The 24,140-nt window shown below is 63.3% G+C and carries 22 protein-coding genes and 1 pseudogene; 14 read left to right on the forward strand and 9 right to left on the reverse strand.

Annotation, left to right across the window (positions count from 1 at the left end; genetic code table 11):
• The first annotated feature begins 11 nt into the window (after positions 1-11).
• The 10 genes from LY284_RS29815 (at position 12) to LY284_RS29860 (ending at position 9,648) form a co-directional block, all read left to right on the forward strand.
• A complete protein-coding gene (locus tag LY284_RS29815; RefSeq protein WP_233389709.1) occupies positions 12-1,373 on the forward strand; it encodes a lysine N(6)-hydroxylase/L-ornithine N(5)-oxygenase family protein in 1,362 nt (453 codons plus the stop codon).
• Positions 1,374-1,422: 49 nt separating this feature from the next.
• Positions 1,423-3,609, forward strand: a complete 2,187-nt coding sequence (locus tag LY284_RS29820) for a TonB-dependent siderophore receptor (RefSeq protein ID WP_233389710.1) — start codon at positions 1,423-1,425, stop codon at positions 3,607-3,609.
• Positions 3,610-3,628: 19 nt separating this feature from the next.
• Entirely contained in the window at positions 3,629-4,462 is an 834-nt protein-coding gene (locus LY284_RS29825; RefSeq protein ID WP_233389712.1) for a N(5)-hydroxyornithine transformylase PvdF, read from the forward strand.
• A gap of 450 nt (positions 4,463-4,912) precedes the next feature.
• A complete protein-coding gene (locus LY284_RS29830) occupies positions 4,913-5,116 on the forward strand; it encodes a hypothetical protein (RefSeq protein WP_144404136.1) in 204 nt (67 codons plus the stop codon).
• Positions 5,113-6,024 carry a GNAT family N-acetyltransferase gene (locus tag LY284_RS29835; RefSeq protein WP_233389713.1) on the forward strand — a complete coding sequence of 304 codons (912 nt, stop codon included), beginning with the start codon at positions 5,113-5,115 and terminating at the stop codon, positions 6,022-6,024. The genes LY284_RS29830 and LY284_RS29835 overlap by 4 nt, the downstream gene beginning before the upstream one ends.
• A 119-nt stretch (positions 6,025-6,143) precedes the next feature.
• Entirely contained in the window at positions 6,144-7,283 is a 1,140-nt protein-coding gene (locus LY284_RS29840) for an iron-containing alcohol dehydrogenase (protein WP_077161131.1), read from the forward strand.
• A 137-nt stretch (positions 7,284-7,420) separates the two neighbouring features.
• Positions 7,421-7,627 carry a hypothetical protein gene (locus LY284_RS29845; RefSeq protein ID WP_041733470.1) on the forward strand — a complete coding sequence of 69 codons (207 nt, stop codon included), beginning with the start codon at positions 7,421-7,423 and terminating at the stop codon, positions 7,625-7,627.
• A 132-nt stretch (positions 7,628-7,759) separates the two neighbouring features.
• Complete coding sequence (locus tag LY284_RS29850; protein ID WP_233389715.1) at positions 7,760-8,683, forward strand: urea transporter; 924 nt, start codon at positions 7,760-7,762, stop codon at positions 8,681-8,683.
• On the forward strand, positions 8,661-9,437 hold the full coding sequence (locus LY284_RS29855) for a class II aldolase/adducin family protein (RefSeq protein WP_233389717.1): 777 nt from the start codon (positions 8,661-8,663) through the stop codon (positions 9,435-9,437). Before LY284_RS29850 ends, LY284_RS29855 begins: the two co-directional genes overlap by 23 nt.
• A gap of 25 nt (positions 9,438-9,462) precedes the next feature.
• Positions 9,463-9,648 carry a 4-oxalocrotonate tautomerase gene (locus LY284_RS29860; protein ID WP_041733945.1) on the forward strand — a complete coding sequence of 62 codons (186 nt, stop codon included), beginning with the start codon at positions 9,463-9,465 and terminating at the stop codon, positions 9,646-9,648.
• 19 nt (positions 9,649-9,667) lie between these two features.
• On the opposite strand, the gene LY284_RS29865 is transcribed toward LY284_RS29860, so the two are convergent.
• From LY284_RS29865 to LY284_RS29900, 8 genes and pseudogenes are all read right to left on the reverse strand, one after another.
• The gene (locus LY284_RS29865) at positions 9,668-11,845 is read right to left on the reverse strand and encodes a malate synthase G (RefSeq protein ID WP_233389720.1); all 2,178 of its coding nucleotides are present in this window, start codon (positions 11,843-11,845) and stop codon (positions 9,668-9,670) included.
• Between the two features lie 138 nt (positions 11,846-11,983).
• Positions 11,984-12,160: pseudogene (locus LY284_RS29870) on the reverse strand (DUF86 domain-containing protein); the annotation flags it as partial.
• A gap of 24 nt (positions 12,161-12,184) precedes the next feature.
• Entirely contained in the window at positions 12,185-12,475 is a 291-nt protein-coding gene (locus LY284_RS29875) for a nucleotidyltransferase family protein (RefSeq protein WP_041733468.1), read from the reverse strand.
• A gap of 81 nt (positions 12,476-12,556) precedes the next feature.
• On the reverse strand, positions 12,557-13,270 hold the full coding sequence (locus LY284_RS29880) for a UPF0149 family protein (RefSeq protein ID WP_233389724.1): 714 nt from the start codon (positions 13,268-13,270) through the stop codon (positions 12,557-12,559).
• A 157-nt stretch (positions 13,271-13,427) separates the two neighbouring features.
• The gene (locus tag LY284_RS29885) at positions 13,428-15,656 is read right to left on the reverse strand and encodes a xanthine dehydrogenase family protein molybdopterin-binding subunit (protein WP_014252694.1); all 2,229 of its coding nucleotides are present in this window, start codon (positions 15,654-15,656) and stop codon (positions 13,428-13,430) included.
• A gap of 20 nt (positions 15,657-15,676) precedes the next feature.
• The gene (locus tag LY284_RS29890) at positions 15,677-16,681 is read right to left on the reverse strand and encodes a xanthine dehydrogenase family protein subunit M (protein WP_304503018.1); all 1,005 of its coding nucleotides are present in this window, start codon (positions 16,679-16,681) and stop codon (positions 15,677-15,679) included.
• Positions 16,682-16,692: 11 nt separating this feature from the next.
• Positions 16,693-17,256 (reverse strand): (2Fe-2S)-binding protein, encoded by a 564-nt coding sequence (locus LY284_RS29895; RefSeq protein WP_014252692.1) that lies wholly within the window; start codon positions 17,254-17,256, stop codon positions 16,693-16,695.
• A 541-nt stretch (positions 17,257-17,797) separates the two neighbouring features.
• Positions 17,798-19,114 carry an MFS transporter gene (locus tag LY284_RS29900; protein WP_045461411.1) on the reverse strand — a complete coding sequence of 439 codons (1,317 nt, stop codon included), beginning with the start codon at positions 19,112-19,114 and terminating at the stop codon, positions 17,798-17,800.
• Between the two features lie 172 nt (positions 19,115-19,286).
• On the opposite strand from LY284_RS29900, the gene LY284_RS29905 reads away from it, so the two are divergent.
• The 3 genes from LY284_RS29905 to LY284_RS29915 all read left to right on the forward strand — a co-directional run bounded on the left by LY284_RS29905 (position 19,287) and on the right by LY284_RS29915 (position 22,546).
• Complete coding sequence (locus LY284_RS29905; RefSeq protein ID WP_233389725.1) at positions 19,287-20,183, forward strand: LysR substrate-binding domain-containing protein; 897 nt, start codon at positions 19,287-19,289, stop codon at positions 20,181-20,183.
• A gap of 95 nt (positions 20,184-20,278) precedes the next feature.
• The gene (locus LY284_RS29910) at positions 20,279-21,472 is read left to right on the forward strand and encodes a M20 aminoacylase family protein (protein ID WP_233389727.1); all 1,194 of its coding nucleotides are present in this window, start codon (positions 20,279-20,281) and stop codon (positions 21,470-21,472) included.
• Positions 21,473-21,481: 9 nt separating this feature from the next.
• Positions 21,482-22,546 carry a M14 family metallopeptidase gene (locus tag LY284_RS29915; protein WP_233389729.1) on the forward strand — a complete coding sequence of 355 codons (1,065 nt, stop codon included), beginning with the start codon at positions 21,482-21,484 and terminating at the stop codon, positions 22,544-22,546.
• On the opposite strand, the gene LY284_RS29920 is transcribed toward LY284_RS29915, so the two are convergent.
• Entirely contained in the window at positions 22,543-23,415 is an 873-nt protein-coding gene (locus tag LY284_RS29920) for an endonuclease/exonuclease/phosphatase family protein (RefSeq protein ID WP_233389731.1), read from the reverse strand. The genes LY284_RS29915 and LY284_RS29920 overlap by 4 nt on opposite strands.
• A 216-nt stretch (positions 23,416-23,631) precedes the next feature.
• Here LY284_RS29920 and LY284_RS29925 point away from each other — a divergent pair, with 216 nt between their 5' ends.
• Positions 23,632-24,135: a DUF4019 domain-containing protein gene (locus tag LY284_RS29925; protein WP_077161120.1), complete on the forward strand. Its 504-nt coding sequence runs from the start codon at positions 23,632-23,634 to the stop codon at positions 24,133-24,135.
• Positions 24,136-24,140 lie beyond the last annotated feature (5 nt).

A 24,140-nucleotide genomic window follows, 5' to 3' on the forward strand; every position in this document is an offset into this window, starting at 1 on the left:
GACACAGGGAAATGAAGAAAGAAACCGTATTCGATCTGATCGGCGTCGGCTTCGGGCCGTCGAATCTGTCGCTGGCCGTGCGGCTTGCCGAGGCGGGCGGGTCATCGCATTTGAAGCAATGCTATATCGAACGGCAGGCGGCGTTCGGCTGGCATCGCGACATGCTGCTCGACGATTGCCGCATGCAGATTTCGTTCTTGAAGGATCTCGTCACGCAACGTGATCCGACGAGCCGCTTCACGTTCATCAACTATCTGTTCGAGCGCGGCCGGCTGAACGAATTCGTGAACCTGAAGAACTTCTATCCGACGCGCGTCGAGTTTCACGATTATCTGAGCTGGGTTGCGCAGGCATTCGACGATCGCGTCCATTACGGGCAGAGCGTCGCGGCGATCGAGCCGGTGATCGATAGCAACGGCGATGTCAACGCGCTGCGCGTCGTCTCGCGCGATGAGGACGGCAGCGAATGGCGGCGCGTGACGACCGCGCTGTCGATCGGCGTCGGCGGCACGGCGCGCGTGCCGGAGCCGTTCGCGTCGCTCGGCCCGCATAACGTGATCCATTCGTCGGCGTATCTGAGTTCGATCGAGCGCGTCGCGGGCGATGACCGCAACGGCAAGAAGCGCATTGCCGTGATCGGCGCGGGACAAAGCGCGGCGGAAGTCTTCACCGACATCACGCGCCGTTTTCCGCACGTCGATGCGACGCTCGTGATGCGTGCAAGCGCGCTCAAGCCCGCCGACGACACGCCTTTCGTCAACGAGATCTTCAGTCCCGAGTTCACGGATGTCGTGTTCGCGCAATCGGAAGACGGACGCCGCTCGCTGATCGAGCGTTTTCGCGACACCAACTATGCGGTCGTGGATCGTCCGCTGATCGAGCAGATCTACGAGATGCTTTATCTGCAAAAGGTGGCGGATGACACGCGGCATCGCCTGATGGCGAATACGGTGATCGAGAACGCGGCGCGGCGCGCGAATGGCGAGATCGAGCTGACGATGCGCGACATCCTCAGCGGCCATGCGCATGCCGAGCGTTTCGACGCGCTCGTGCTCGCGACGGGTTATCGGCGCGACACGCATCTCGCGCTGCTCGACGGCCTCGCGCCGCATCTCGGCGATGCGCTCGCCGAGCAGAGCGTGGGCCGCGATTACCGGCTCGGGACGCCCTCGAATTTCAAGGCGCGCATCTATCTGCAAGGCTGCTGCGAAGACAGTCATGGCCTCTCGGACACGCTGCTTTCCGTGCTCGCCGTGCGCTCCGACGAGATCGCCGCATCGCTCGCGGATGCGGGAAAGAACCACGCCGCACAACACGCGGCGGATGAAAAAAGAACCGGGGTGAGCAACGGCCGCGTGGCCGTGGCTCTTTGACAAGTCCGCGGCGAACGAATAAGCCGCATTGCGATTGGAGATAAGAAGAATGACGTGGGGAAGAGGGCCGCGCCGCGCGATTGCCGCGGCGGTGGGCGCAACGTTTTATCTGGCGGCGGCCGATCACGCGCTGGCGCAGCAACAAGAAGCACAATCGCAGGACGCATCGCAGGCGAGCACGCTGCCTGCTGTTCGCGTGAATGCATCGGCGGATAACGACGATACGGTCGGGCTCGTCGCTCGCAAGAGCCGCACGGGCACGAAGACCGATACGCCCATCGACGAGATTCCGCAGACCATCAACGTGGTGACGGCGGCGCAGATCGAGGAAACGGGCGCGACGAGCATCAACGAAGCATTGCGCTACGTGCCGGGTTTTTCGTCGTATGGCGCGGACGTGCGTTCGGACTGGTATTCGGCGTTGCGCGGCTTCACGCCCACGGTCTTCGTCGACGGGCTTCAGGTGCCTAACACGCTGAATCTGTCGAGCTGGCGCGTGGACCCGTACATGATCGACAGCATCACGATTCTGCGCGGGCCGACCTCGGTGCTTTACGGGCAGGGCGATCCTGGCGCGATCGTGGATGTGCAGAGCAAGCTTGCCGATGGCGGGCGCTATCGCGAAGCAGGCGTGCAGATCGGCAACTATGCGCGCAAGCAGGTGATGTTCGATATCGGCGACAAGATCGATAAGGACGGGACGCTGTCGTATCGCGTGCTGGCCGTGGGGCGCGACGGCAATTCGCTGACCGGCCCGCATGACGAGCAGCGTTTCGCGATCTCGCCTTCGGTGCGCTGGCAGCCGAGCGCGAATACCTCGCTGACGATTGCGGCGAGTTATCTGCAGGACTGGGGCGACGCGTCGAATAACTTTCTGCCCGCGCAAGGCACGGTGCTGCCCAATCCGAACGGAAAGATATCGGAGAACCTTTATACGGGCGATCCGACGTACTCGTACTATCGCAAGAAGGAATGGTCGGTCGGTTATCAGTTCGAGCACAAGTTCAACGACATCTGGACATTCCGGCAGAACACGCGCTGGATGCATTTGTCGCTCGATAACGGCGCGGTGTGGGGCGCGGGCCTCGATACGAGCGATCCGAGCGAGCAGACGCTCGCGCGATTTGCCGGATTGTTCCAGCCGAACTACAGCCGCTTCGATATCGATAATCAGGCGCAGGCGCGCTTCGGCACGGGGCCGCTCGAACATACCGTGCTGCTCGGCTTCGAGTACAACCGTCAGAATTCGACCGATAGCGAATGGCTCGCGCTCGGTCCGAGCCTGAACATGTACAACCCGGTTTATACGCCGGTATCGACCGCGATTTTCAGCGGTCCCGATTCGTTCGGCCAGACGAACACGCGCACGACCCTGGATAGCTTCGGTCTTTATGCGCAGGATCAGGTGAAGTGGAATCGCTGGATGCTGACCATCGGCGGCCGCGAAGACTGGAGCAATACGAGGCAGGACGATATCGTCGGCGGCACGCAGCAGAAGCAGAACGATAGCGCGTTCACGGGCCGCGTCGGCCTTACGTATCTCGGCGACTATGGCTTGTCGCCTTACATCAGCTATTCGACATCGTTCAATCCGATCATCGGCGTGAAGATGGCCGATGGCGGACTGCCTTCGCCCACCCGAGGCCGGCAGATCGAAGCGGGCTTGCGCTGGCAGCCGCCCGGCAAGAATTTGATGCTCGGCGCGGCGGTCTATCAGATCAATCAGACCAACGTGCTCACGCCCGATCCGACCGACCCCACCGGCACGTTTTCCGTGCAGACGGGCGAGGTGCGCTCGCGCGGCATCGAGCTGTCGGCGGTGGGCAACGTGACGCGCAATCTGTCGGTGATCGCGGCGTATGTCTATCAGGATGTGAAGAACATCCAGGCGAACGACGTGACGCTCGGCAAGTGGCCGGTATCGATTCCGCTGCCGCGTCAGATGGCCTCGCTGTGGGCGGACTGGACGTGGCATTCGGGACCGCTCGACGGCCTGGGCTTTGGCGCGGGCATTCGCTATCAGAGCGGCCTGGCGGGCGCGGCGGATAACTCGCTGTATATCCCGAGCTATACGGTCTACGACGCGGCGATTCATTACGACATGCCGCATTGGCGTTTCGCGGTGAATGCGTCGAACATTTTCAATCGCACGTTCGTGAGCGGATGCCAGTCGGATTCGGCCTGTTTCTATGGCAATCCGCGCACGGTGATCGCGACCGCCCGTTATAACTGGTGATTCTTTCGAGCAGGATTCGATGACGAAGATAAAGCTGGCCTACATCATGTCCTTGCGCAACGCGGCTGCGGATCGCGCGGGACAGCATATCGAGTACAAGGGCGGAACGCGCTACATGAAGTCGCCGCTGGAGTATCTCGTCGAGCAACTGAACGCTTCTCCTTTGGGCGATCTGTATTCGCTGGAAGGCGTGATCTATGACGATGACGAGGGTTCGCCGCGGGACCGTGAAAAGCTCGGCGCTTATGGCTTTCGCTACGCGCCGGGCGGGCAGTGGATTCATCCTCCGGAACTCGCGGTGCAGGGCGTGCCGGTGACGAGTCTCTTTCATGCGATCCCGTCCAGTTACCGGCGCTTGCCGATGGATGCGGTCGCCGAGCGCGCGGTGCAAAAGCATGCGTTCGAGCGCCGTTTGCTCGACAAGCTTCGTGCGCTCGATGCGGATTTCGTCGTGCTCGATGGGCTGCTCGTGATCCTCGATGAACTCGTTCGGCCGGAGGCGGAGTTCTGCCGACGCATTGCGAATATTCATCCGGGGGTGACGCGGCTGGGCTCGCCGTTCGAGCGGCGCGGAGCGTATGCGACGCTCGATGCGCTGTATGGCGCGCGGGGCGAGCGCGTGGTCGACTGGAACACGATGCGGGTTCAACCCGCGCCGGTGATCGATCGGACAGGGGCTTCGTTTCATTTCGTGGATAACGGGATCGATTCGGGGGAAGTGATTTTCGATGTGCTCGGGACGAGTATTGATCCGGCGGATTCCATTCTGGAGTTGCGGTGGAATAACTTTCAGCGGAGTTTGTTTCCTGCGCTTGAAGGGGGGCTTTTGGCTATGGCTGAGAGTTTGGTTTGATTGTTTTTTCGCCGGATCCCGTATTGGGGGTGGTCTATTAGCTCTGCCCCTGTGCGGGGCGGCACCTACTTTCTTTGCTGCTGCAAAGAAAGTAGGCAAAGAAAGCAGCTTTGTCACCGCCCGCGGTCACACGCAGTTTGGCCACGTTTCTCCTCAGGGATCGGCACTCGCCTAAGTGTCGCCCTCGAAGGACTAACTAGGCTTGGATCGCGCACGGTCTGACAAGCTAGTGCGCGAAGCGCGCTGGTTCAGCACGAAATAGCTCCGGCACAGCGCTCCGCGCTGCCGCCGGGTATGCGAGGGAAAAACCCATCGGCCGCGAAGCGGGCTGGAGCTTGAAATGGCTGTACCAATGAATTAAGTGGTGCGACGTGACGGATCGTGCGCGATCCAAGCCCGATGGGTTTTGTGAGGGCACTCTTTAGGCGAGTGCCGCCATGGAGGAGAAAAGTGGCCAACGTGCGTGTGACCGCGGGCGGTGAGAAGCTGCTTTCTTTGGTGACTTTCTTTGCAGCAGCAAAGAAAGTTACCCCCGCCCCGGGGAGGGGCAGTGCAAATAGACCGACACGAATTCAGGATTCCACAAAAACAAAAACGGAATCCAACCAAACCTTCGCCGCGCAAGAATGCGCAAAAAAAGGAACCAACCAATGAACATCCGTTTCGACCCAACCCTAGCCGCGTTGCCTGCAACGCTAAACCCGGAAGCGTTACGCAAGGCCCTTTGCGACATCTACTGCAACGCCCCTGAGCGCCGCACGGCAACCCTCACATTGCCAAACACAAAAGAATCCGAACTCGTCATCCAGCAAGCAAAAGCGGAAAACATCATCGACAACGCAGAACATCGCGACGATGAAATCCTCCTGACCACATCGCGCCAGACCTTCTGGCAAAGCGCCCAACCGTGGCTAAAAGCACCGGCATCGAGCGAGACCCCGCTGCAATACATGGAAAGCAACGGCACACGTCACCCCGTGAGGCCAGCCAACCCCGAAGGCACCATCTACGAACGCCACTTCCCGCAGATCGACATGACCTTCAGCCTGCGCACCGCCGACCCCGACGCCGATTCGGAAGTCTTCAGCGCATGGATGAACCTCGACCGCGTCGCATACTTCTGGGACCAGCGCGGCACGCGCGCCGAACACGCCGCGTATCTCGCGGAACGTCGCAACGATCCGCACATGCATCCGATGATCGGTTATTTCGATGACCATCCCTTCGGCTACTTCGAATTCTATTGGGCGAAGGAAGACCGTCTCGGACCGTTCTACGATGCCGGCGACTTCGACCGCGGCCTGCATCTGCTCATCGGTGATGCGCAGTTTCAAAGCGCGGGCAAGCTCAAGGCATGGTGGAGCGGCGTGCTGCACTACATGTTCATCGACGATCCGCGCACGGAACGACTCGTCGGCGAACCGCGCGTGGATCACGTGCGGCATATCGCGTACATGCATCGCATGGGCTTCTACACGCTCAAGGAATTCGACTTTCCGCACAAACGCGCCGCGCTCACCGTGATAGAACGCAAGAAGTTCTTCGACGACTTCCGCTTCTGACGCGGCGATGCCAAGAGCGAGCCTGAGTTGAGTAAAAGTTATCACGCTATCGAAACTAATCAATATCGCGCGGGGGCAGCGGCTTTTATACTGACGGCTATAACTTCCCGTCAGTCACCATGCCCCTCATCAATTACATCACGCAGATTCAGTTCGATTTCGGCGCGGTGCGCCTGCTCGCGAGCGAGTGCGAGCGCATCGGCATTCGCCGTCCGCTCGTCGTGACCGATGCCGGCATTCGCGCAGCCGGCCTGCTCGACAAGGTGCTCGATGCGTTGGGCTCGTCGGCGCCCGTGGCCGTGTTCGACGGCACGCCGCCGAATCCCAACGAAGCGGCCGTGCGCGAAGCTGTCGCGATGTTCAAGGAGAATCACTGCGATGGCGTGATCGCGGCGGGCGGCGGCTCGTCCATCGATCTCGCGAAAGGCGTGGCGGTCTGCGCGACGCACGACGGCCCGCTGCAAAGCTTCGCGGTGATCGAAGGCGGCCTCGCGCGCATCACGGCGAAGACCGCGCCCGTCATCGCCATTCCGACCACCGCGGGCACCGGCAGCGAAGTGGGCCGCGGCGCGATCCTCATTCTCGACGATGGCCGCAAGGTCGGCGTCATCTCGCCGCATGTCGTGCCCAAAGTTGCGATCTGCGATCCGGAACTGACGCTCGGCCTGCCGCCGAAGCTCACCGCCGCGACCGGCATGGACGCGATCGCGCATTGCCTCGAAACTTTCATGGCCCCCGCGTTCAACGCGCCCGCCGACGGCATCGCACTAGACGGCCTGTGGCGCGCGTGGCGTCACATCGAACGTGCGACGCGCGACGGCTCGGATCGCGCCGCGCGCTGGAACATGATGAGCGCATCGATGCAGGGCGCGCTCGCCTTTCAGAAAGGCCTCGGCTGCGTGCACAGCCTGAGCCACTCGCTCGGCGGCATCGATCCGACACTGCATCACGGCACGCTCAACGCGATCTTTCTGCCGGCGGTCATCGCGTTCAACAGCAGCGCGCCGACGATGCACGAGGAGAGCAAGCTCGACCGCATCGCACAGGCAATGGGCCTGAAAGCGGGCGACGAAGTCGGCGACGCGGTGCGCGCGATGACCGCGACGCTCGGCCTGCCGCGCGGCCTCGGCGAACTCGGCGTCACGCGCGAACTGTTTCCACGCATCATCGCGGGTGCGCTGAAGGATCACAGTCATAAGACGAATCCGCGCGAGGCGTCGAGCGCGGATTACGAAGCGATGCTCGAAGCGTCGATGTAAACGAATCAAGTCGCTCCGGTCCGAAGAGGGGCCGGAGCGCACGCGCTTTGCCAGCGGGCGATTTGCGGCGATGCAACAGACCCTTAGGGGAAAACCCTTAAGGGTGTTACAATGTTGCAAAGTTTGAGGAAAAGATCATGCGCCGCCGCTACGAAGTGCTCGAAAAAGTCGCTTTTGCCTTGCTCACGCTGTCCGCCGTCATGGATGCGAGCTATATCACCTGGGAAAAACACCCCAACTTCCGCGAAAACGTCACGGAAATGGTCCGATTGAGTTCGGAACTGTCGCTGGCGAATCCGGGAGTCGGCGAGCCGACGCCGCTGGTTCCCCTGGCGTTCAACTAAGCCTTCCGCACTTCCGGCGCGACGTTCGCCGCGCCTTTCGCTTCAAGCCACATACAGGTTATTCGGCCCGCCGCCGCACGGCGCGCGCCGGCTGCTTTATGCTGGCGGCTTTGCATGCCGTCGCCGCCCAGCATGTCTTCCGCTCTCGATTCCTCCGCCGCCTTCGGCGACCAGCTCCGCAGCTTTGCCCGCGCGATCGGGCAAATCGTGCTTCAGCGCAATGCCGCGACCGGCGCGCTGCTGTTTCTCGCCGTCCTGTGCGCGAGCCCGCGCCTCGCCTGCGGGCTTCTGATCGGCACGCTGACGGGCAATGTCATCAGCGTGATCGTCGAAGATCGCGACACGCCCGCTTTCCGCGACGATCTCCACGGCTTCAACGGCGCGCTCGCCGCGCTCGCCGCCTTCACGTTCATCGGCGACGCATCGCAGGCCGCCGCCGTCGCGATCGTCGCGGCGATGTTCGCCACCTTTCTCGCCGCTAAACTCACCCGCGCGCTTTCGCGCTACCGGTTGCCGATCTTCTCCAGCCCGGCGATCATCGTGACCTGGTGCTGGCTGCCGCTTTTCGCCGATCGCGGCGACACCGGCGCGATTCCGCAGGTGGCCGCCGGTTTCATCCCGATGCTGCAGGCCGCATTCGCGGGTCTCGCGCCGATCACGTTCGCGACCGGCGCGCTTGCGGGCGCGCTGATCGCGGCGGGGCTGTTTGCCTCGCGGCCTTCGCAGGCGGGCTGGGCGATCGCGGGCAGTGCGCTCGGCGCGACGCTGCACGCGCTGGGCGGCGCGAACGACGCCGTCGTGCTGTCGGGCGCGTGCGGGTTCAACGCGGCGCTGGCGGCGCTCGCGGCCGCGCCGCTCGGCAAACGCTACGCGCTCGCCGCGATCGTGGCGGCGGTGCTGATCGAACGCGCGATCGATTGCGCCGGCATCGCCGCGCTCACCGCGCCGTTCGTGCTGGCGTCGTGGGCGACGATCGTGCTCGCGCGCCGTTCGTCGGGCACATCGAAACAAGGACCGGAAACAGGAGACTCGCATGTCGTTCACCCACACGCCTGAGCGCAGGATCGCGGAAAGCGGGCCGCGCTCGGCAGCCGAGCAAGCCGCGCGCGTGGATCTCGCCGCCGCGTACCGGCTCGTCGCGCTCAACGGCTGGGACGATGTCGTCTACACGCACATTTCCGCGAGCGTGCCGGGCGAGCCGGGGCGCTTTCTCATCAACCCGTTCGGGCTTTCGTTCGATGAAATCACGGCGGGCAATCTCGTCAAGATCGATATCGAAGGCAACGTGATCGGCGAAAGCGCGCATCCGGTGAACGCGACGGGCTTCGCGCTACACGGCGCGGTGCATGCCGCGCGCGCGGATGCGGTGTGCGTGATGCATCTGCATGTGCGTGAGGCGATCGCCGTGTCGACGCAGCCGCATGGCCTGCTGCCCGCATCGCAGCACGCGATGCGCTTTCATGGCCATCTCGCGTATCACGATTACGAAGGGCTCGCGTTTTCGCCGGCGGAAGGCGAACGTCTCGTGCAAAGTCTCGGCACGCATCGCGCGATGCTCTTGCGCAATCACGGGCCGCTCACGCTCGGACGCACGATCGCCGAGGCTTATGTGCTGATGGATATGCTCGTCAAGGCATGCGATATTCAGCTTCGCGCGCTCGCGGGTGTGGGCAAGATGATCGTGCCGACGCCCGAAGTCGTCACGCGCACCGCGGCGCAATTGCACGACGATGACGCTATCGAAGGCGCGCTCGAATGGCCGGCGCTATTGCGCAAGCTTGATCGCATCGATGCGTCGTATCGCAACTGAATTCAACTCAACGGAGATCGACGCCATGCCGACATTCAACATTCAGCTGTTCGAAGGCCGCACGCAGGAAGAAAAGCGCAAGTTCGTCGAAGCGATCACGCGCACGACATGCGAGACGCTCGGCTGCGAGCCGGGCTCCGTGGACATCATTCTGACCGACGTGAAACGCGAGAACTGGGCGACGGCGGGCAAGCTCTGGTCGGAGCAATAACCCGCCGCCGCGCGGCGTTTTACATCGATTGCTTCACGGCCTGACGGAACTTGTGCAGCAGCGGTTCCGTATAGCCGCTCGGCTGCGTGCGTCCTTCGAACACGAGCGCGCACGCGGCCTTGAAGGCGAATGAGCTGTCGAACGAAGGCGCCATCGGCGTATAGGTCGGATCGGCTTCGTTCTGCTTGTCGACCACGGCGGCCATGCGTTCGAGCGTTGCGCGAACCTGCTCTTCCGTGACGATGCCATGCCGCAGCCAGTTGGCGATGTGCTGGCTGGAAATGCGCAGCGTCGCGCGGTCTTCCATCAGGCCGACATCGTGAATGTCCGGCACCTTCGAGCAGCCGACGCCCTGATCGACCCAGCGCACCACGTAACCGAGAATGCCCTGCGCGTTGTTCTCGATTTCATTCCGGATGTCGTCTTCCGACCACGACGGTTTATCGACGACGGGAATCGTCAGCAAGCCATCCAGCAGCTCGTTTTTCTGGCTGTCGTAGTCGATGCTTTCGAGTTCCTGCTGGACCTGCTGCACATCGACCATGTGATAGTGCAGCGCGTGCAGCGTGGCCGCCGTGGGCGAGGGCACCCACGCGGTGTTCGCGCCCGCCCGCGGATGCGCGATCTTCTGTTCGAGCATCGCGTGCATGAGATCGGGCATGGCCCACATGCCCTTGCCGATCTGCGCGCGTCCGCGCAAGCCCGTGTTCAGGCCGACCAGCACGTTGCTGCGCTCGTACGAACCGATCCACTTCGACGACTTCATGTCGCCCTTGCGCATCATCGGGCCGGCTTCCATCGACGAATGCATTTCATCGCCGGTGCGATCCAGGAAGCCCGTGTTGATGAACGCGACGCGCGCGCCCGCCGCCGCGATGCACGCCTTGAGGTTGACGCTCGTGCGGCGTTCCTCGTCCATGATGCCCATCTTGATCGTGTGACGCGGCAGGCCGAGCAGGTCTTCGACGCGCGAGAAGAGTTCGTCCGCGAACGCGACTTCCGCCGGGCCGTGCATCTTCGGCTTCACTATGTAGATGGAACCCGTGCGCGAGTTCATCTTGTTCTTGAGATCGTGCATCGCGCCGAGCGTGGTCATCACGCCGTCGAGAATGCCCTCCGGAATTTCGTTGCCGTCGCGGTCGAGCACGGCGGGATTCGTCATCAGATGGCCGACGTTGCGGATAAACAAGAGCGAACGTCCGTGCAGCTTGATCGTGCCGCCATTGGGCGCGGCGTATTCGCGATCCGGGTTCATGCTGCGCGTGAAGCTCTTGCCGTTCTTCGTCACCTGTTCGGAGAGATGGCCTTGCATCAGGCCGAGCCAGTTGCGATAGAGCTGCGTTTTATCGGCGGCATCGACGGCCGCGACCGAGTCTTCGCAATCGATGATCGTGCTCACGGCCGCTTCCATCAGCACGTCTTTCACGTGCGCGGCGTCCGTTTTGCCGATGGAATGGCTCGCGTCGATCTGGATCTCGAAGTGCAGGTCGTTGTGCTTGAGCAGAATGGCGGACGGTTCCTTCGCATCGCCCTGATAGCCCGCGAACTGTTCGGCGTTCGCGAGACCGCCTTTCGCGCCGTCCTTCAGCGTGACGGCGAGCTTGCCCTGCTCGACGCTGTATTTCGTCGCATCGGCGTGCGAACCGTGGGCGAGGGGCGCGTTGTCGTCGAGGAAGGCGCGCGCGTAGGCGATCACTTTCGCGCCGCGCTTCGGATTGAATTGCGCGGTGCGCTCCGCGCCGCCGGATTCGTCGATGGCGTCGGTGCCGTAGAGCGCGTCGTAGAGGCTGCCCCAGCGCGCGTTGGCGGCGTTGAGCGCATAGCGGAGATTGGAGAGCGGCACGACGAGTTGCGGGCCGGCCTGCTCGGCGATTTCGCGATCGACATTGGCGGTGCTCGCCTGCACATGCGCGGGCGCGGACACGATATAGCCGATTTCCTCCAGAAACGTGCGATATGCGCGCGGATCGCGCACGGGACCGGGATTGCTGCGATGCCAGTCGTCGAGCGCGGTCTGAAGGCGGTCGCGCTCGGCGAGCAGGGCGCGGTTTTTCGGCGCGAGGTCGTGCACGATTGCATCGAAACCCTTCCAGAAGGACGCGCTGTCGACGCCCGTGCCGGGGATGGCTTCTTCATCGACGAACTTCGCGAGGCTCGCGTCGACCTGCAGGCCGTGTTGTTGGATCATGTCGTTCATGGGCACTCCGGCTGAGTTTGCTGAGTTGCTGCTACACAGGGGTTTTGGGGATGGGCTGATCCCTATGTTAGCGCGTCTTGGGGGAGGATCGAAGCGCGGGGGAGGTGCAAGCGGTGTGCCTGAGGGGGGATCTCGCCGTTAGGTAGACGCGGCCGAGTTATCGTCCGCTATCGCCGCCGTGAGCGCCTGAATCTGCCGTTTGAATGGCGGCAAGCTCTTGACGATGGTCTTCCAGACGATTTCCGGTTCTACCTGGTGATAGCCGTGCGCAAGTACGTTCCGCATTTCATAGGCGGATGAGAAATCGACATCCGGATGCGCCGCTGCGAACGCCGGATATCATACGGGCTGCGCGCCTCCGAGAATGGCGTCGCGCTTGCCAGCGGGAATCGCGCCCGAAGTCAGCACGTCCACCGGTACACCGAGCAGGACTCGCAGTTTGTGTCGAATGGCGCCGAGATCAAAGAGCGTCGTATCCGGGGATGGGTCGATAAGAAGGTCGAGATCGCTTTCGTCGGTATCTTCTCCGCGAGCGACGGAACCGAAGACGCGCGCATTCGACGCGTGATGCGCCTCGACCACGCGACGAATCTCCTCACGGTGAGCTTGCAGGGCGACGGATGGCTTCATGGCTTTTGCGCGTATGGGTCCAAGATATTGCCAACTCAGTCTAGCATAGCGTTTTCGACCGATCAGCCCGCTGCGGGCCGCTCAATGCGGCGCGGCAGAACTCGCCCCGCAGCACTGCTTGTACTTGCGCCCGCTGCCGCACGGGCATGGTTCGTTTCTACCCACCTTGGCACTTGAACGCCGCATGGGCTCAGGCACATCACGCAGTGCGTTCTCGTGCCGGCGTACTTCGAAGTATCGATAAATACGATTCAGGCAGGCGATCAAGTCCTGAATCACGCTGTCGCGATCCTCCAGCGCCTGGGGATCGGTGCGCAGCGCCGGGTCCGGGTCGTCCTCGTGATAAAGCATCAAAACCGGGATCAACGATCCTGCGTGATCTTCGTCGTCGAACAATTCCTGCCAGCTTTCACGGCGCATGTCGATGCCGGCCATGAATCCCTCTGCCCATTCGCTGGCGTAAGCGACGTCATCTTCCTCGTCCAGCGACAGCACCGGCAGATAAACCGTCTCTTCGGTCAGCGTGAGTTCAAGCGTGTCCGCAATGGTGTTCCAGTGACGAATCAGCAGTTGCACGATCTTCCCGGCTTCCTTTTCGTTCACCAGCGAAAAGTTTTTCCCGAGTACGCCGAGGAGCCATTCGTGCGGCGGCACCAACTCAGGGCCGCAGATCAACGCTGCAAAAAAGCCATCGACCATCTCGACGGTCATCGCTTCGTCACCGAGGGTATGGAGGAAGGCTTCCACGCGGTCGAGTTCGCGTTCAGTCAGTGGTTCCGCGTTGGGGTCTTTCAATGTATTTCCCGATGATTGCGCGATTCGACACCCGATTCGCTCCGTGCCTGATTATACGAACCCGTCGGACTGCACACCGTCACGTAAAACAGCCCGGTTGCCGCGCCAATGAACCGCACGACAACCGGGCCTCACGAAACGAACAAGCCGCCCAACGCTACGCCTTCAACAAATCCTCGATCATCACCGGCAGCTTTCTCACCCGCACGCCCGTTGCGTGATACACCGCGCCGGTAATCGCCGCCGCGATTCCCGCCAGCCCGATCTCCGCGATGCCCCGCGCGCCGAGTTCGTTGAAGACCGTATCGGGATGATCGAGGAAGGTGACGTCCATCTTCGGCGTATCCGCGTTCGTCGCGACGACGTAATCCGCGAGACTGCTGTTGACCGGCGCGCCGCTTCGCTCGTCGTAGACGGTGTGCTCGAAAAGCGCCATGCCGACGCCCATCACCACCGCGCCTTCGATCTGATTGCGGCCGGCCCGCGGATTCAGGATCTTGCCCGCATCGATCACCGTGACGACACGGCTCACGCGCAGACGCGCCGTCGCGGGTTCCCACGTCACTTCGGCGAAATGCGCGCCGTACGAATGGATCGACCACTTCTTCTTGAGCGGATCGTCGAAGCCGCCTTTCGCGCTGCCGCTGCCCGACGCGGCATGCAGCTTCGCCGCGTCGAGAATGCGCGCATACGGCACGCCGCTCTCCGGCCGCTCGTTCTTGCGATGCACGTATCCGCCGCTCATCGCGAGTTCTTCGGCCTTCGCGCCGGCAAACGGCATGTCTTCGACCTTCGACGCCCGCGCGAGCAGCGTCTTGATGGCCGCGCGCACCGCATCCGACACCGCCGGTATCACCGATGCCGTCGCCGCCGATCCGCCCGATACGGGGCCGAGCGGCAAGTCGGTGTCGCCGAGGCCGACTTCGATCCTGTCGAGCGGAATGCCCGTGTGCTCCGCGACGAGCTGCGCGAGGATCGTGTACGTGCCCGTGCCGATGTCCTGCGTGCCGCAGGCGACGCGCGCCGTGCCGTCCGCGCGCAGATCGACGGTCGCCTCCGCCGAGAAGCGCAAGCCCGGCCAGCTGCACGCGCCGACGCCCCAGCCGAGCGTGAGCCCGTCGCGCTTCATCGAGCCGACTTCCGGCGTGCGCTGGCTCCAGCCGAATTTCTCCGCGCCGGTCTTCAGGCATTCGACGAAATGACGCGACGAAAACGGCAGGCCGCTGCTTTCGTCGACTTTCGGCTCGTTACGCAGACGCAGTTCGACGGGATCGATCTTCAACGCGATAGCGAGCTCGTCCATCGCCGATTCGAGCGCGTACAGGCCGGGCACGGCGCCGGGACCGCGCATCGAAGTCGGCGAGCCGACATTGCGCTTGACCGTGCCGCCCGTCACGCGAAGATTGGGCGTGCTGTACATGGATGGCGTCGCTTCGCCGCAATCTTCCGCGTAGACATCGGCAATGGCCTCGTGATTCACGAAGTCGTGCCGCAGCGATACGAGCTTGCCGTCCGGCGTGGCGGCGAGCCGCACGCGCTGCTGCGTGGTCGGCCGGTGCCCGACGTTCTGGAACATCATCTTGCGCGACAGCACGAGCTTGACTGGCCGTTCGAGCTGACGCGTGGCAGCGGCGGCGAGCAGCGAATGCGGCCACATCCATAGCTTGCCGCCGAAGCCCGAGCCGAGATAACGCGAGATCACGCGCACTTTGTCTTTCGGCAGGCCCATCATCTGCATGAGCGTGCCCTGATGATTCGCGACGGCTTGGCTCGTTTCGTAGAACGTATAACTTTCGCCGTTCCAGTGCGCGATGGTCGCGTGCAGTTCGATCGGGTTATGCGTCTCGACCGGCGTCACATAGGTCTCGTCGATCTTCACGGGCGCGTCGTCGAACGCCTTGTCGGCGTCGCCGCGCTCGCTGTGCGTATCGAGCTTCCTGTCGAGATCGAACGTCGCGCTCACGTCGTGCGGCGTCTTGTCGTAGCCGACCTTGATCGCGGCGGCCGCGGCGCTCGCCTGCTCGAACGTATCGGCGACGACGAGCGCGACATACTGCCCGTAATAGCGAATGACGTCGTCTTCGAAGGGCGGACGGTTTTCATCGACGAAACCCGTGTCGATGGAATTGCCCGAGATGCGGTAGAAGCGGCCGATATTGCCGCGATGCAGAATCAGCTTCACGCCGGGCATGGCTTGCGCGGCGGCGAATTCGAGCGACGTGATCTTGCCGCTCGCGATGGTGGCGCCAACCGGCACGGCAGTCAGCATGCCGGGCAAGTCGACGTCGGATGTGTAAGTCGCGCGGCCGCAGACCTTCAGCGGTCCGTCGATGCGCGACTGGGGCCGTCCGATGAAGGACTGCGTGATGTCGGGCGCGGTGGACATGTTCGGTTCCTCGGTCGTGGTCAGGACGTTTGCGTCGCCATCTTCAGCGCATGCACGATGCAGCGCGTCGATAGCTCTACTTTGAAGCCGTTCTCGCTTTGCGGCTTCGCATTGGCGAGTGCGGCCTCGGCGGCGCGCCTGAAGGTCGCTTCATCGGGCGCTGCGTCTTGCAGTTCCTTCTCCGCCTCGCGCGCTCGCCACGGTTTCGTGCCGACGCCGCCAAGACCCACGCGCGCATGCGCGATGCGTCCCTCTTCGACCTTGATCACCACGCCCGCCGACGCCAGCGCGAACTCATACGACGCGCGATCGCGCAGCTTCAGATAGAACGAGCGCGCGCCCTCGACCGCCGGCGGCAACGTGACGTGCGTGACGAGATCGCCCGCATCGAGCACGTTCTCGCGATCGGGCGTCGTGCCCGGCAGCAGGAAAAACTCATCGATAGGAATTGCGCGCTTGCCGCCGGTGCCTTCCACATGCACCGTCGCTTCGAGCGCCTGCAGCGCGACGCACATATCCGATGGATTGCTCGCGATGCACGATTCGCTCGTGCCGAGAATCGCCATCATGCGATTGACGCCCTGAATGGCGGAGCAGCCGCTGCCCGGTTCGCGCTTGTTGCACGGCGATGTCGTATCGCGGAAATAGACGCAACGCGTGCGCTGCAAGATGTTGCCGCCGGTCGTCGCCATGTTGCGCAACTGCACGGACGCGCCCGCGAGCACCGCTTGCGACAGCACCGCATAACGCTCGCGAATCAGCGGATGATGCGCGAGATCCGAGTTGCGCGAGGTCGCGCCGATGCGTACGCCGCCGTCCTGCGTCGCCTCGATCGCATCGAGCGGCAGGCGGCTGATATCGACCACGCGCATCGGACGCTCGACGTTGAGCTTCATCAGATCGAGCAGGGTCGTGCCGCCCGCGAGAAAGCGCACTTCCGCGCCTTGCTGAGCGGTATGCGCGAGCGCGCCGGCATTGATCGCCTCGCGCATGTCGCGCGCGCGGGAGAGCTGAAACATGTCCATGTCGCGCTCCTTTATTTGGCCGACGGCTTGCTGGCGCGCACCGACTGAATCGCCTCGACGATGTTCTGATACGCGCCGCAGCGGCACAGGTTGCCGCTCATCGCTTCGCGTACGTCGGCGTCGCTCGGGCCGATGGGTTCGTCGAGCAAGGCGACGGCCGACATCAACTGGCCGGCCGTGCAGTAGCCGCATTGATAGCCGTCGCATTCGACGAACGCGGCCTGCAGCGGATGCAGCGCCTCGATTTCGCCGATGCCTTCGATCGTCGTGATCGTGTCGCCATCGCATGCGGCGGCGAAGCACAGGCACGAGTTCACGCGGCGCCCGTTCACATGGACGGTGCATGCGCCGCACTGGCCGTGATCGCAGCCCTTTTTCGTGCCGGTCAAATGAAGATGCTCGCGCAATGCATCTAACAGCGTGGTGCGCGGATCGAGCGAAAGGCTATGGCTTTGGCCGTTCACGGTCATCGTGAAGGCGATGTTCGCGCCGTCGGTCTTGGCCGGCGCGGGCGCGAGCTTGTTGGGCGTATCGGTGTGCGTTGTTTTGGCTTGGGGGACGGGACGTTGTGGCATCGAGCATTCTCCTGGAATTGCGCAGCAAGCTGCTGCACAGATGCGGCAAAGGCGGCGGAACGTGAGAGAGGCGAAGATGCGGCGGCGTGTCGCGCGCCGGGAAGCGCGGGGGAGAGCGGCGGAAAAGGGTCTGCGCGACGGGACGCAGGACTTTCAGGCGCGGACGACGCGGCGAAAGACGACACTCAGCCAGTATAGGCAGGAAAGCTCACGCGGGCCACTTGGGCACCAGGACACCGCGTTCGCACGAAGCATGCCCGTGCCGGGCGGAGACGACATCAGTGTGTCAGCACGGCGCGCGCGACAAGCGAAAGAAGGAACACGCCGACGGTCGTGAAGGCGACGAGCGCCACGAGGATCAGGATCAGGCGAAGACTTAGCTGCATCGCGTCGGTCCAAAAAAAATGGCCGCTTGCGCGGCCGGAAGGAGGGTGGGTCGGTCAGACTTCAGGCTAAGCGCGCTTTCTTAAATCAGACTTAAGCGCACCGGGCTTCCGTGCGGGCCGCCCCATTGTCCATCCTTTGCGCACACGCTGCAGCATCAGCGCAAGGCTTCGCTGTAACGGTCCCGCAGCGGCAAGATCGTCAGCAAGGCCACGGCGCTGCCGAAGATCACGTAGTAGCAGATCGAAAGCGGGTCGCCGGTGGTCATCGTGAGCCATGACACGATGGCGGGCGCGAAGCCGCCGAAGATCATCACCGCGACGTTGTAGCTCACCGAGATGCCCGTCGAGCGCACGCTCGAAGGCAGCAGCTCCGAGATGAATGCCGGATAGCAGCCCTGGAAGATGCCGAGGTAGGTCATCAAGAGCGCCTGGCAGACGATCAGCATCGGCAAGCTGGGATGCGCCGTGAGCACCGCGAAGATCGGATACGCGGTAACGAGAGAGAGCGCGAGCGCCGTCGCCATGAGCTTCTTGCGGCCGACGCGATCGGACAGGCGGCCGAAGAACGGGCAGCAGACGAGATAGACGAGCGCGCCGATCGTCGAGCTGATGAGGCCATCCGTGAGCGCCATGTGCAGCACGCGCGTCGCGTGCGTCGGCAGATACAGCAGGAAGATGTATGTGCCGATGGTGCCGAACACCGTCAGGCCGAAACCCGCGAGCACGGCCATCCCGTGCTTCGTGGCGGTATCGCGGATCGGGCGCGCGCTCAGTTCGTTCTTCTGCGCCTTCTCGACGAACACGGGCGATTCGTCGAGCTTCGAGCGCAGGTACAGGCCGACCGGCACGATCAGAAGCCCGATCACGAACGGAATGCGCCAGCCCCAGCTATTCAGATGCTCGGGGCTGAGCGTGCGCGTGAGCACCGCGCCGAAGAACGAGCCCGCGAGACTCGCGGCGGCCTGCGCGACCATCTGGAAGCTGCCGAAGTAGCCGCGCTTGTTGGCCGGGGCATATTCGACGAGAAACGCCGTGGCGCAGCCCACTTCGCCGCCCGCGGAAAAGCCCTGAATGAGGCGGCCGAGCAACATCAGCAAGGGCGCGGCGATGCCGATTGCGGCATACGTCGGCGCGAACGCGATGATCGCGATGCCCACGGCCATCAGCGAAATCGTGAGCGTGAGGGCCGATTTGCGGCCGACGCGATCCGCGACCGCGCCGAGCACGATGCCGCCGAGCGGCCGCGTGAGAAAGCCGACGCCGAAGGTCGCCCAGGTCGCGAGCAGGGAAATCGTGGGATTGGTGGCGGGAAAGTAGAGCTTGGAGATGATGACGGCGAAAAAGCCGTAGACCATGAAGTCGAACCATTCGAGCGCGTTGCCGATGGTCGATACCACGATGGCTCGTCGGCCGGACAGGTTCGATGCGGCGTTGTCTTGGGCCGCGTGGGCTGCAGGTAGTACGGTGCTCATCGAATGCACTCCGTGAGGTTTCTCGCTGGTTGACGACATCCGCTCTTTTTCGAGGCTCGCGCGAGCCGCTGCAACCAGCAAACATTACGCCGAAGTGAAATAAGAAAATATAGAATTTCTGAACTGACACTCAAGGAAACCTGATCTAAGGATTCGGGTTGACCCTAGCCCCATGAGCAACATTCGCTTCTTGCGCACCTTCATCGCGGTGGCGCGCTACGGCTCTTTCGCCGCCGCCGCCGAGAAAGTCGCGCTTACGCAGGCCGCCGTGAGCATGCAGATGCAATCGCTCGAAGACGATCTGAAGCGCCCGCTCTTCGACCGCGTGGGCCGCACCAACCGGCTGACGAGCATCGGCAAGCAGGTGTTGCCGCAGGCGGAGCGCATCGTCGCGCTGTACAACAGCATGCGTCTCACCGGCCTCAATGATGAAATCGCCGGCTCGGTTTCCATCGGCGCGGTCGATTCGGCGATGGGCGCGCTGGCATCCGTCGTCACCGAACTGAAAGGCCAGTATCCGCGGCTCGATGTGCGGCTCTTTACCGGCAAGGCGCTCGCGCTCGCGCCGCAAGTGGAAGCCGGGGAAATCGATGCGGCCGTGATCGTGGAAATGGCCGGCAAGACGCCGGCGAGCCTCAACTGGACGCCGCTCTATTCCGAGCCGCTCGTGGTGATCGGTTCGCCGCGCAATGGATCGTCGGGCGCCGCGGAGATGCTCGCGAGCCGTCCGTTTCTGCGCTTCGATCGCGCGCAGCGCACCGGCGCGCTGATCGAACGCGCGCTGAAGCACAATCGTCTTGCCGTGAACGAGTTGCTCGAACTGAATTCGCTGGAAGTGATCGTCGAGCTCGTGCGGCAGGACGCGGGCGTATCGGTCGTGCCGCTGCTCGAATACGGCTCGTGGGCGAGCGATCCCGCATTGCGCGTGACGCCGCTCGCGAAGAACACGCCGCGCCGCGTGGTCGGCATGCTGGAGCGCAAGATCCACGACCGGCACGCGGTGATGAGCGTCGTGCAGGAGCGTATCCGCATGCGTTCGCATGGCGTCGTGCCGCCCGCGGAAAGCTAAAGCTTTGCTTAAGTGACGGACAAGAAATATCAGCTTTCGCTGTTCTTTGCGGCCATCGACAATGTTTCGTTCGATCATTCATCAACGAGGACAGCATGTCGATCATTCCCGAGATCGCTGAGTCGCGCGACGAGATTCAGGCCATTCGCCGCGATATCCACGCCCATCCCGAGCTCTGCTACGAGGAAGCGCGCACCGCCGAGCTCGTCGCGCAAAAGCTGGAAAGCTGGGATATCGAAGTGACGCGCGGACTGGGCAAGACCGGTGTCGTCGGCCTGCTGAAAAAAGGCTCGGGCAAGCGCGCAATCGGCCTGCGCGCCGATATGGACGCATTGCCGATTCCCGAATCGAACACCTTCGCGCATGCGTCGCGGCATGAGAACAAGATGCATGCGTGCGGTCACGACGGCCACACCGCGATGCTGCTCGGCGCTGCGCGCTATCTCGCGAAGCATCGCGATTTCGACGGCACGGTCGTCTTCATCTTCCAGCCCGCCGAGGAAGGCGGCGGCGGCGCGAAAGCCATGATCGACGATGGCCTTTTTCAGCGCTTTCCCGTCGATGCCGTGTTCGCGCTGCATAACTGGCCGGGCATGCCCGCGGGCCAGTTCGGTGCGCGCGTCGGCGCGACGCAGGCGTCGAGCAACGAGTTCGAGATTCGCATCGAAGGCGTGGGCGCGCATGCCGCGATACCTCATGATGGCGTCGATCCCGTGTTCACGGCGTTGCAGATCGGCACGGGCCTGCAGAGCATCGTGACGCGCAACAAGCGGCCCATCGACGCCGCCGTGCTGTCGATCACGCGCATGCAGGCGGGGCATGCGGTCAACGCGATCCCGACCACCGCGACGCTCGCCGGCACCGTGCGCACGTTTTCCGTCGATGTGCTCGATCTGATCGAGACACGGATGAAGGAGATCGTCGCGGCGACGGCGGCGGCGTATCGATGCAAGGCCGAAGTCAGTTTCGTGCGCAACTATCCGCCGACCGTGAACACCGAAGCGGAAACGCATTTCGCATTGGGCGTGATGCAGGATATCGCCGGCGCGGATCGCGTGAACATGAACGTCGATCCGACGATGGGCGCGGAAGATTTCTCGTTCATGCTGCTCGAGCGGCCGGGATGCTATGCGTACATCGGCAATGGATCGGGCGATCATCGCGAGCACGGTCATGGCCTCGGGCCGTGCATGCTGCACAACAGCAGCTACGATTTCAACGACGACGTGCTCACGCTCGGCTCGACCTACTGGGTGCGGCTCGTCGAGAAGTTTCTCGCGCGCGCCTGAGGAGCCGATATGTTCTCATCGACTTATAAGGAAGCCCGGCAGCGATTTCTCGATACGGCCGCGCAGCGCAAGCTCGCCGTCGATACGCGCGTGCTCGAAGGCATCGCGGGTCTCGAAGGCGAAACCCTCGCGACGGATGTCGTGCGAATCGGTCCCGCCGATGCGAAGCGGCTGCTCGTGCTCACGTCGGCGACGCATGGCGTGGAAGGCTTTTGCGGCTCGGGCGCGCAGATCGCGTTGATGCGCGACGACACGCTGCTCGCAACGATGCAGAAGCTCGGCGTCGCGATGTTGCTCGTTCACGCGATCAATCCCTATGGCTTCTCCTACCTCAGCCGCACGACCGAAGGCAATGTCGATCTGAATCGCAACAGCGTGGATTTCAGCGGGCCTTTGCCGGTGAACGCGGGCTATGCGGAGTTGCACGACTTGCTGATTCCCGCGCACTGGCCGCCCGACGGAGCGAACCTCACGGCGATTCGCGCTTACATCGAAAGACGTGGCGAATGGGCGTATCAGCAAGCGGTGACGACGGGGCAGTACACGCATGCGCACGGCATGTTCTATGGCGGCGATGAGCCCGCATGGAGCACGCGCACGATGCGCGCGCTGCTCGCGGAATACGGCGAGCCGTGCGACGCGATCGGGTGGATCGACTTTCATACGGGACTCGGTCCGAGCGGCTTCGGCGCGAAGATTTGCATCGGCGACGTGACGCGCGCGCGGCGCTGGTGGGGCGCGGACGTGACGAGCCCGTCGGATGGCACGTCGATCGCGGCGGATGTCGCCGGTCCCTTGCTCGACACGTTGCGGCAGACGTGTCCGCATGCGGCGAATGCGTCGATTGCGATCGAATACGGCACCGTGCCGCTCACCGACATGCTCGACATGCTGCGCGCGGATGTCTGGGTGCGGCATCATCCGGACGCGCCGGAGGCGTTGAAAGCCGACATTCGCCGGCAGATACGCGCGGCGTTTTACATCGACGACGATCTCTGGCGCGGCATGATCGCCGGTCAGGCGCGCGCGGCCGCGTTGCAGGCGTTATACGGCCTGTCGCGCGAGCAGGCCTAGCGCAGTTCGAGCCACATCGGCTGATGATCCGATGACTGGCTCGACTGATCCACCTCGCAGCCGACGATGCGCGGCCGCAAGTCTTCCGTCACGAAGATGAAGTCGCAGGCGAACGGGCCGTCGGGCCACTGATCGTGATCGTACAGACCGACGGTGGCCGCGCGCGCATCGTCCGGATGCGCGCAGGTCCACGCATCGACGAACGATGGCGCATCGGCGATCGGTTCGAGCATCGCGCGATACGCCGATGCGTCGAACGCGCTGTTGAAGTCGCCGCAGACGATCGCGGAATGCGGCCGCGCGGTATCGGCGAACGGGCTCGCCTGACTTTCGGCCTTCGCGGGCGCGCGTTCATGCGCGCAGGCTTCCGCATGCAGTTCGCGCAGACGCGCGACTTGCGCGCCCCGTTGCTTCTCCGAATAAAACTCCAGATGCGTGCTGACGATGCGCAACGGACCGACATCCGTATCGATGACGGCCTCGAGCGCGACGCGCATCATCGACGGCTTCGCGGGATCGGCGGGCCACGGCAGCGAATGGCGCAGCACGTGCCGCACCGGCAGACGGCTGACGATGGCGTTGCCGAACTGGCGGCGCGCGAGACCGGCGCCGACGGGCGGCAGATCGGAGCCGATTCCGTCCATGACAGTCGCGCCCGGCATGAGCGCTTCGAGTTCGGCGAACTGATCGGCTGACGGCCGTCCCGCGAGCCCGCCCGCCTGTTCGCTTTCGTGAAAGCCGCGTGTGACTTCCTGCAGGCAGAGAACGTCGAAATCGTGCAGCGCCTTGGCCTCGGCGACGATGCGCGCGAGATCGACGCGCTTGTCCACGCCGCGTCCCCATTGGATGTTCCAGTCGACGAGTCTCATGTTCACCCCGGCAATGGCGCTAGCAGTCGGGCTACTTTCATGGCAGCAAGGAATGTGCTTGATCGGTGCGGACGTGGGCTATTTCGAGATAGCGGGGGCGTGCGGGTGCGTAGCCCATAGGCGTCCAGCACACATTCCGAAACTCAGTATTTCTTACTGTCACGCACGCAGACAGCGTTACAATCCTGCGCTGTAGAACTCACCGTTGTCCGCCACATGAAAGCTCGCATTACCCTCTCGCTCGGCACACTCTTGCTGATCTCATCCAGCATCGCGTGCCAGGCGCAGCAAACTCAGCCCGCACCGCAGCAGCAACCATCCGCCGCCCGATCGCTCACGAAGGAACAACAGGCCGCGCTCGACAAGCAAGACCAGGACATTGCGCAGGCCGCATCGGCCATCGTCGGGCTGATCGATCAGAACAAGGCGGGCGAGGTGTGGGACGACGCCTCGCCCATCGCGAAACAGATCATTTCGCGCGACGACTTCATCAGGAAGGTCGCGCACGACCGGGCGCCGCTCGGCACGCCGGGCCTTCGCATGCCGATGGGCGTCAAGCACTATCGCTACGACGGCACCGGCAACATGCCCGCCGGCGCGTACATCAACGTGCTGTTCGATACGCAGTACAGTCAGGCACGCCAGTCGTCGCGCGAGATGGTGACGTTCATCCTCGACGCGGACAACGTCTGGCGGTTCGTCGGATACTCGTTGCGTTGAGCGCG

Origin of the sequence: Caballeronia sp. PC1 (genome assembly GCF_021353155.1) — a bacterium.
Lineage (GTDB): Bacteria > Pseudomonadota > Gammaproteobacteria > Burkholderiales > Burkholderiaceae > Caballeronia > Caballeronia cordobensis.

Bases quoted from the DNA above. Each gene is read 5' to 3' on its own strand.
- LY284_RS29815 (WP_233389709.1), top strand. From the start codon at position 12: ATGAAGAAAGAAACCGTATTCGATCTGATCGGCGTCGGCTTCGGGCCG.
- LY284_RS29820 (WP_233389710.1), top strand. From the start codon at position 1,423: ATGACGTGGGGAAGAGGGCCGCGCCGCGCGATTGCCGCGGCGGTGGGC.
- LY284_RS29825 (WP_233389712.1), top strand. From the start codon at position 3,629: ATGACGAAGATAAAGCTGGCCTACATCATGTCCTTGCGCAACGCGGCT.
- LY284_RS29835 (WP_233389713.1), top strand. From the start codon at position 5,113: ATGAACATCCGTTTCGACCCAACCCTAGCCGCGTTGCCTGCAACGCTA.
- LY284_RS29840 (WP_077161131.1), top strand. From the start codon at position 6,144: ATGCCCCTCATCAATTACATCACGCAGATTCAGTTCGATTTCGGCGCG.
- LY284_RS29845 (WP_041733470.1), top strand. From the start codon at position 7,421: ATGCGCCGCCGCTACGAAGTGCTCGAAAAAGTCGCTTTTGCCTTGCTC.
- LY284_RS29850 (WP_233389715.1), top strand. From the start codon at position 7,760: ATGTCTTCCGCTCTCGATTCCTCCGCCGCCTTCGGCGACCAGCTCCGC.
- LY284_RS29855 (WP_233389717.1), top strand. From the start codon at position 8,661: ATGTCGTTCACCCACACGCCTGAGCGCAGGATCGCGGAAAGCGGGCCG.
- LY284_RS29860 (WP_041733945.1), top strand. From the start codon at position 9,463: ATGCCGACATTCAACATTCAGCTGTTCGAAGGCCGCACGCAGGAAGAA.
- LY284_RS29865 (WP_233389720.1), bottom strand. From the start codon at position 11,845: ATGAACGACATGATCCAACAACACGGCCTGCAGGTCGACGCGAGCCTC.
- LY284_RS29875 (WP_041733468.1), bottom strand. From the start codon at position 12,475: ATGAAGCCATCCGTCGCCCTGCAAGCTCACCGTGAGGAGATTCGTCGC.
- LY284_RS29885 (WP_014252694.1), bottom strand. From the start codon at position 15,656: ATGTCCACCGCGCCCGACATCACGCAGTCCTTCATCGGACGGCCCCAG.
- LY284_RS29890 (WP_304503018.1), bottom strand. From the start codon at position 16,681: ATGGACATGTTTCAGCTCTCCCGCGCGCGCGACATGCGCGAGGCGATC.
- LY284_RS29895 (WP_014252692.1), bottom strand. From the start codon at position 17,256: ATGCCACAACGTCCCGTCCCCCAAGCCAAAACAACGCACACCGATACG.
- LY284_RS29900 (WP_045461411.1), bottom strand. From the start codon at position 19,114: ATGAGCACCGTACTACCTGCAGCCCACGCGGCCCAAGACAACGCCGCA.
- LY284_RS29905 (WP_233389725.1), top strand. From the start codon at position 19,287: ATGAGCAACATTCGCTTCTTGCGCACCTTCATCGCGGTGGCGCGCTAC.
- LY284_RS29910 (WP_233389727.1), top strand. From the start codon at position 20,279: ATGTCGATCATTCCCGAGATCGCTGAGTCGCGCGACGAGATTCAGGCC.
- LY284_RS29915 (WP_233389729.1), top strand. From the start codon at position 21,482: ATGTTCTCATCGACTTATAAGGAAGCCCGGCAGCGATTTCTCGATACG.
- LY284_RS29920 (WP_233389731.1), bottom strand. From the start codon at position 23,415: ATGAGACTCGTCGACTGGAACATCCAATGGGGACGCGGCGTGGACAAG.
- LY284_RS29925 (WP_077161120.1), top strand. From the start codon at position 23,632: ATGAAAGCTCGCATTACCCTCTCGCTCGGCACACTCTTGCTGATCTCA.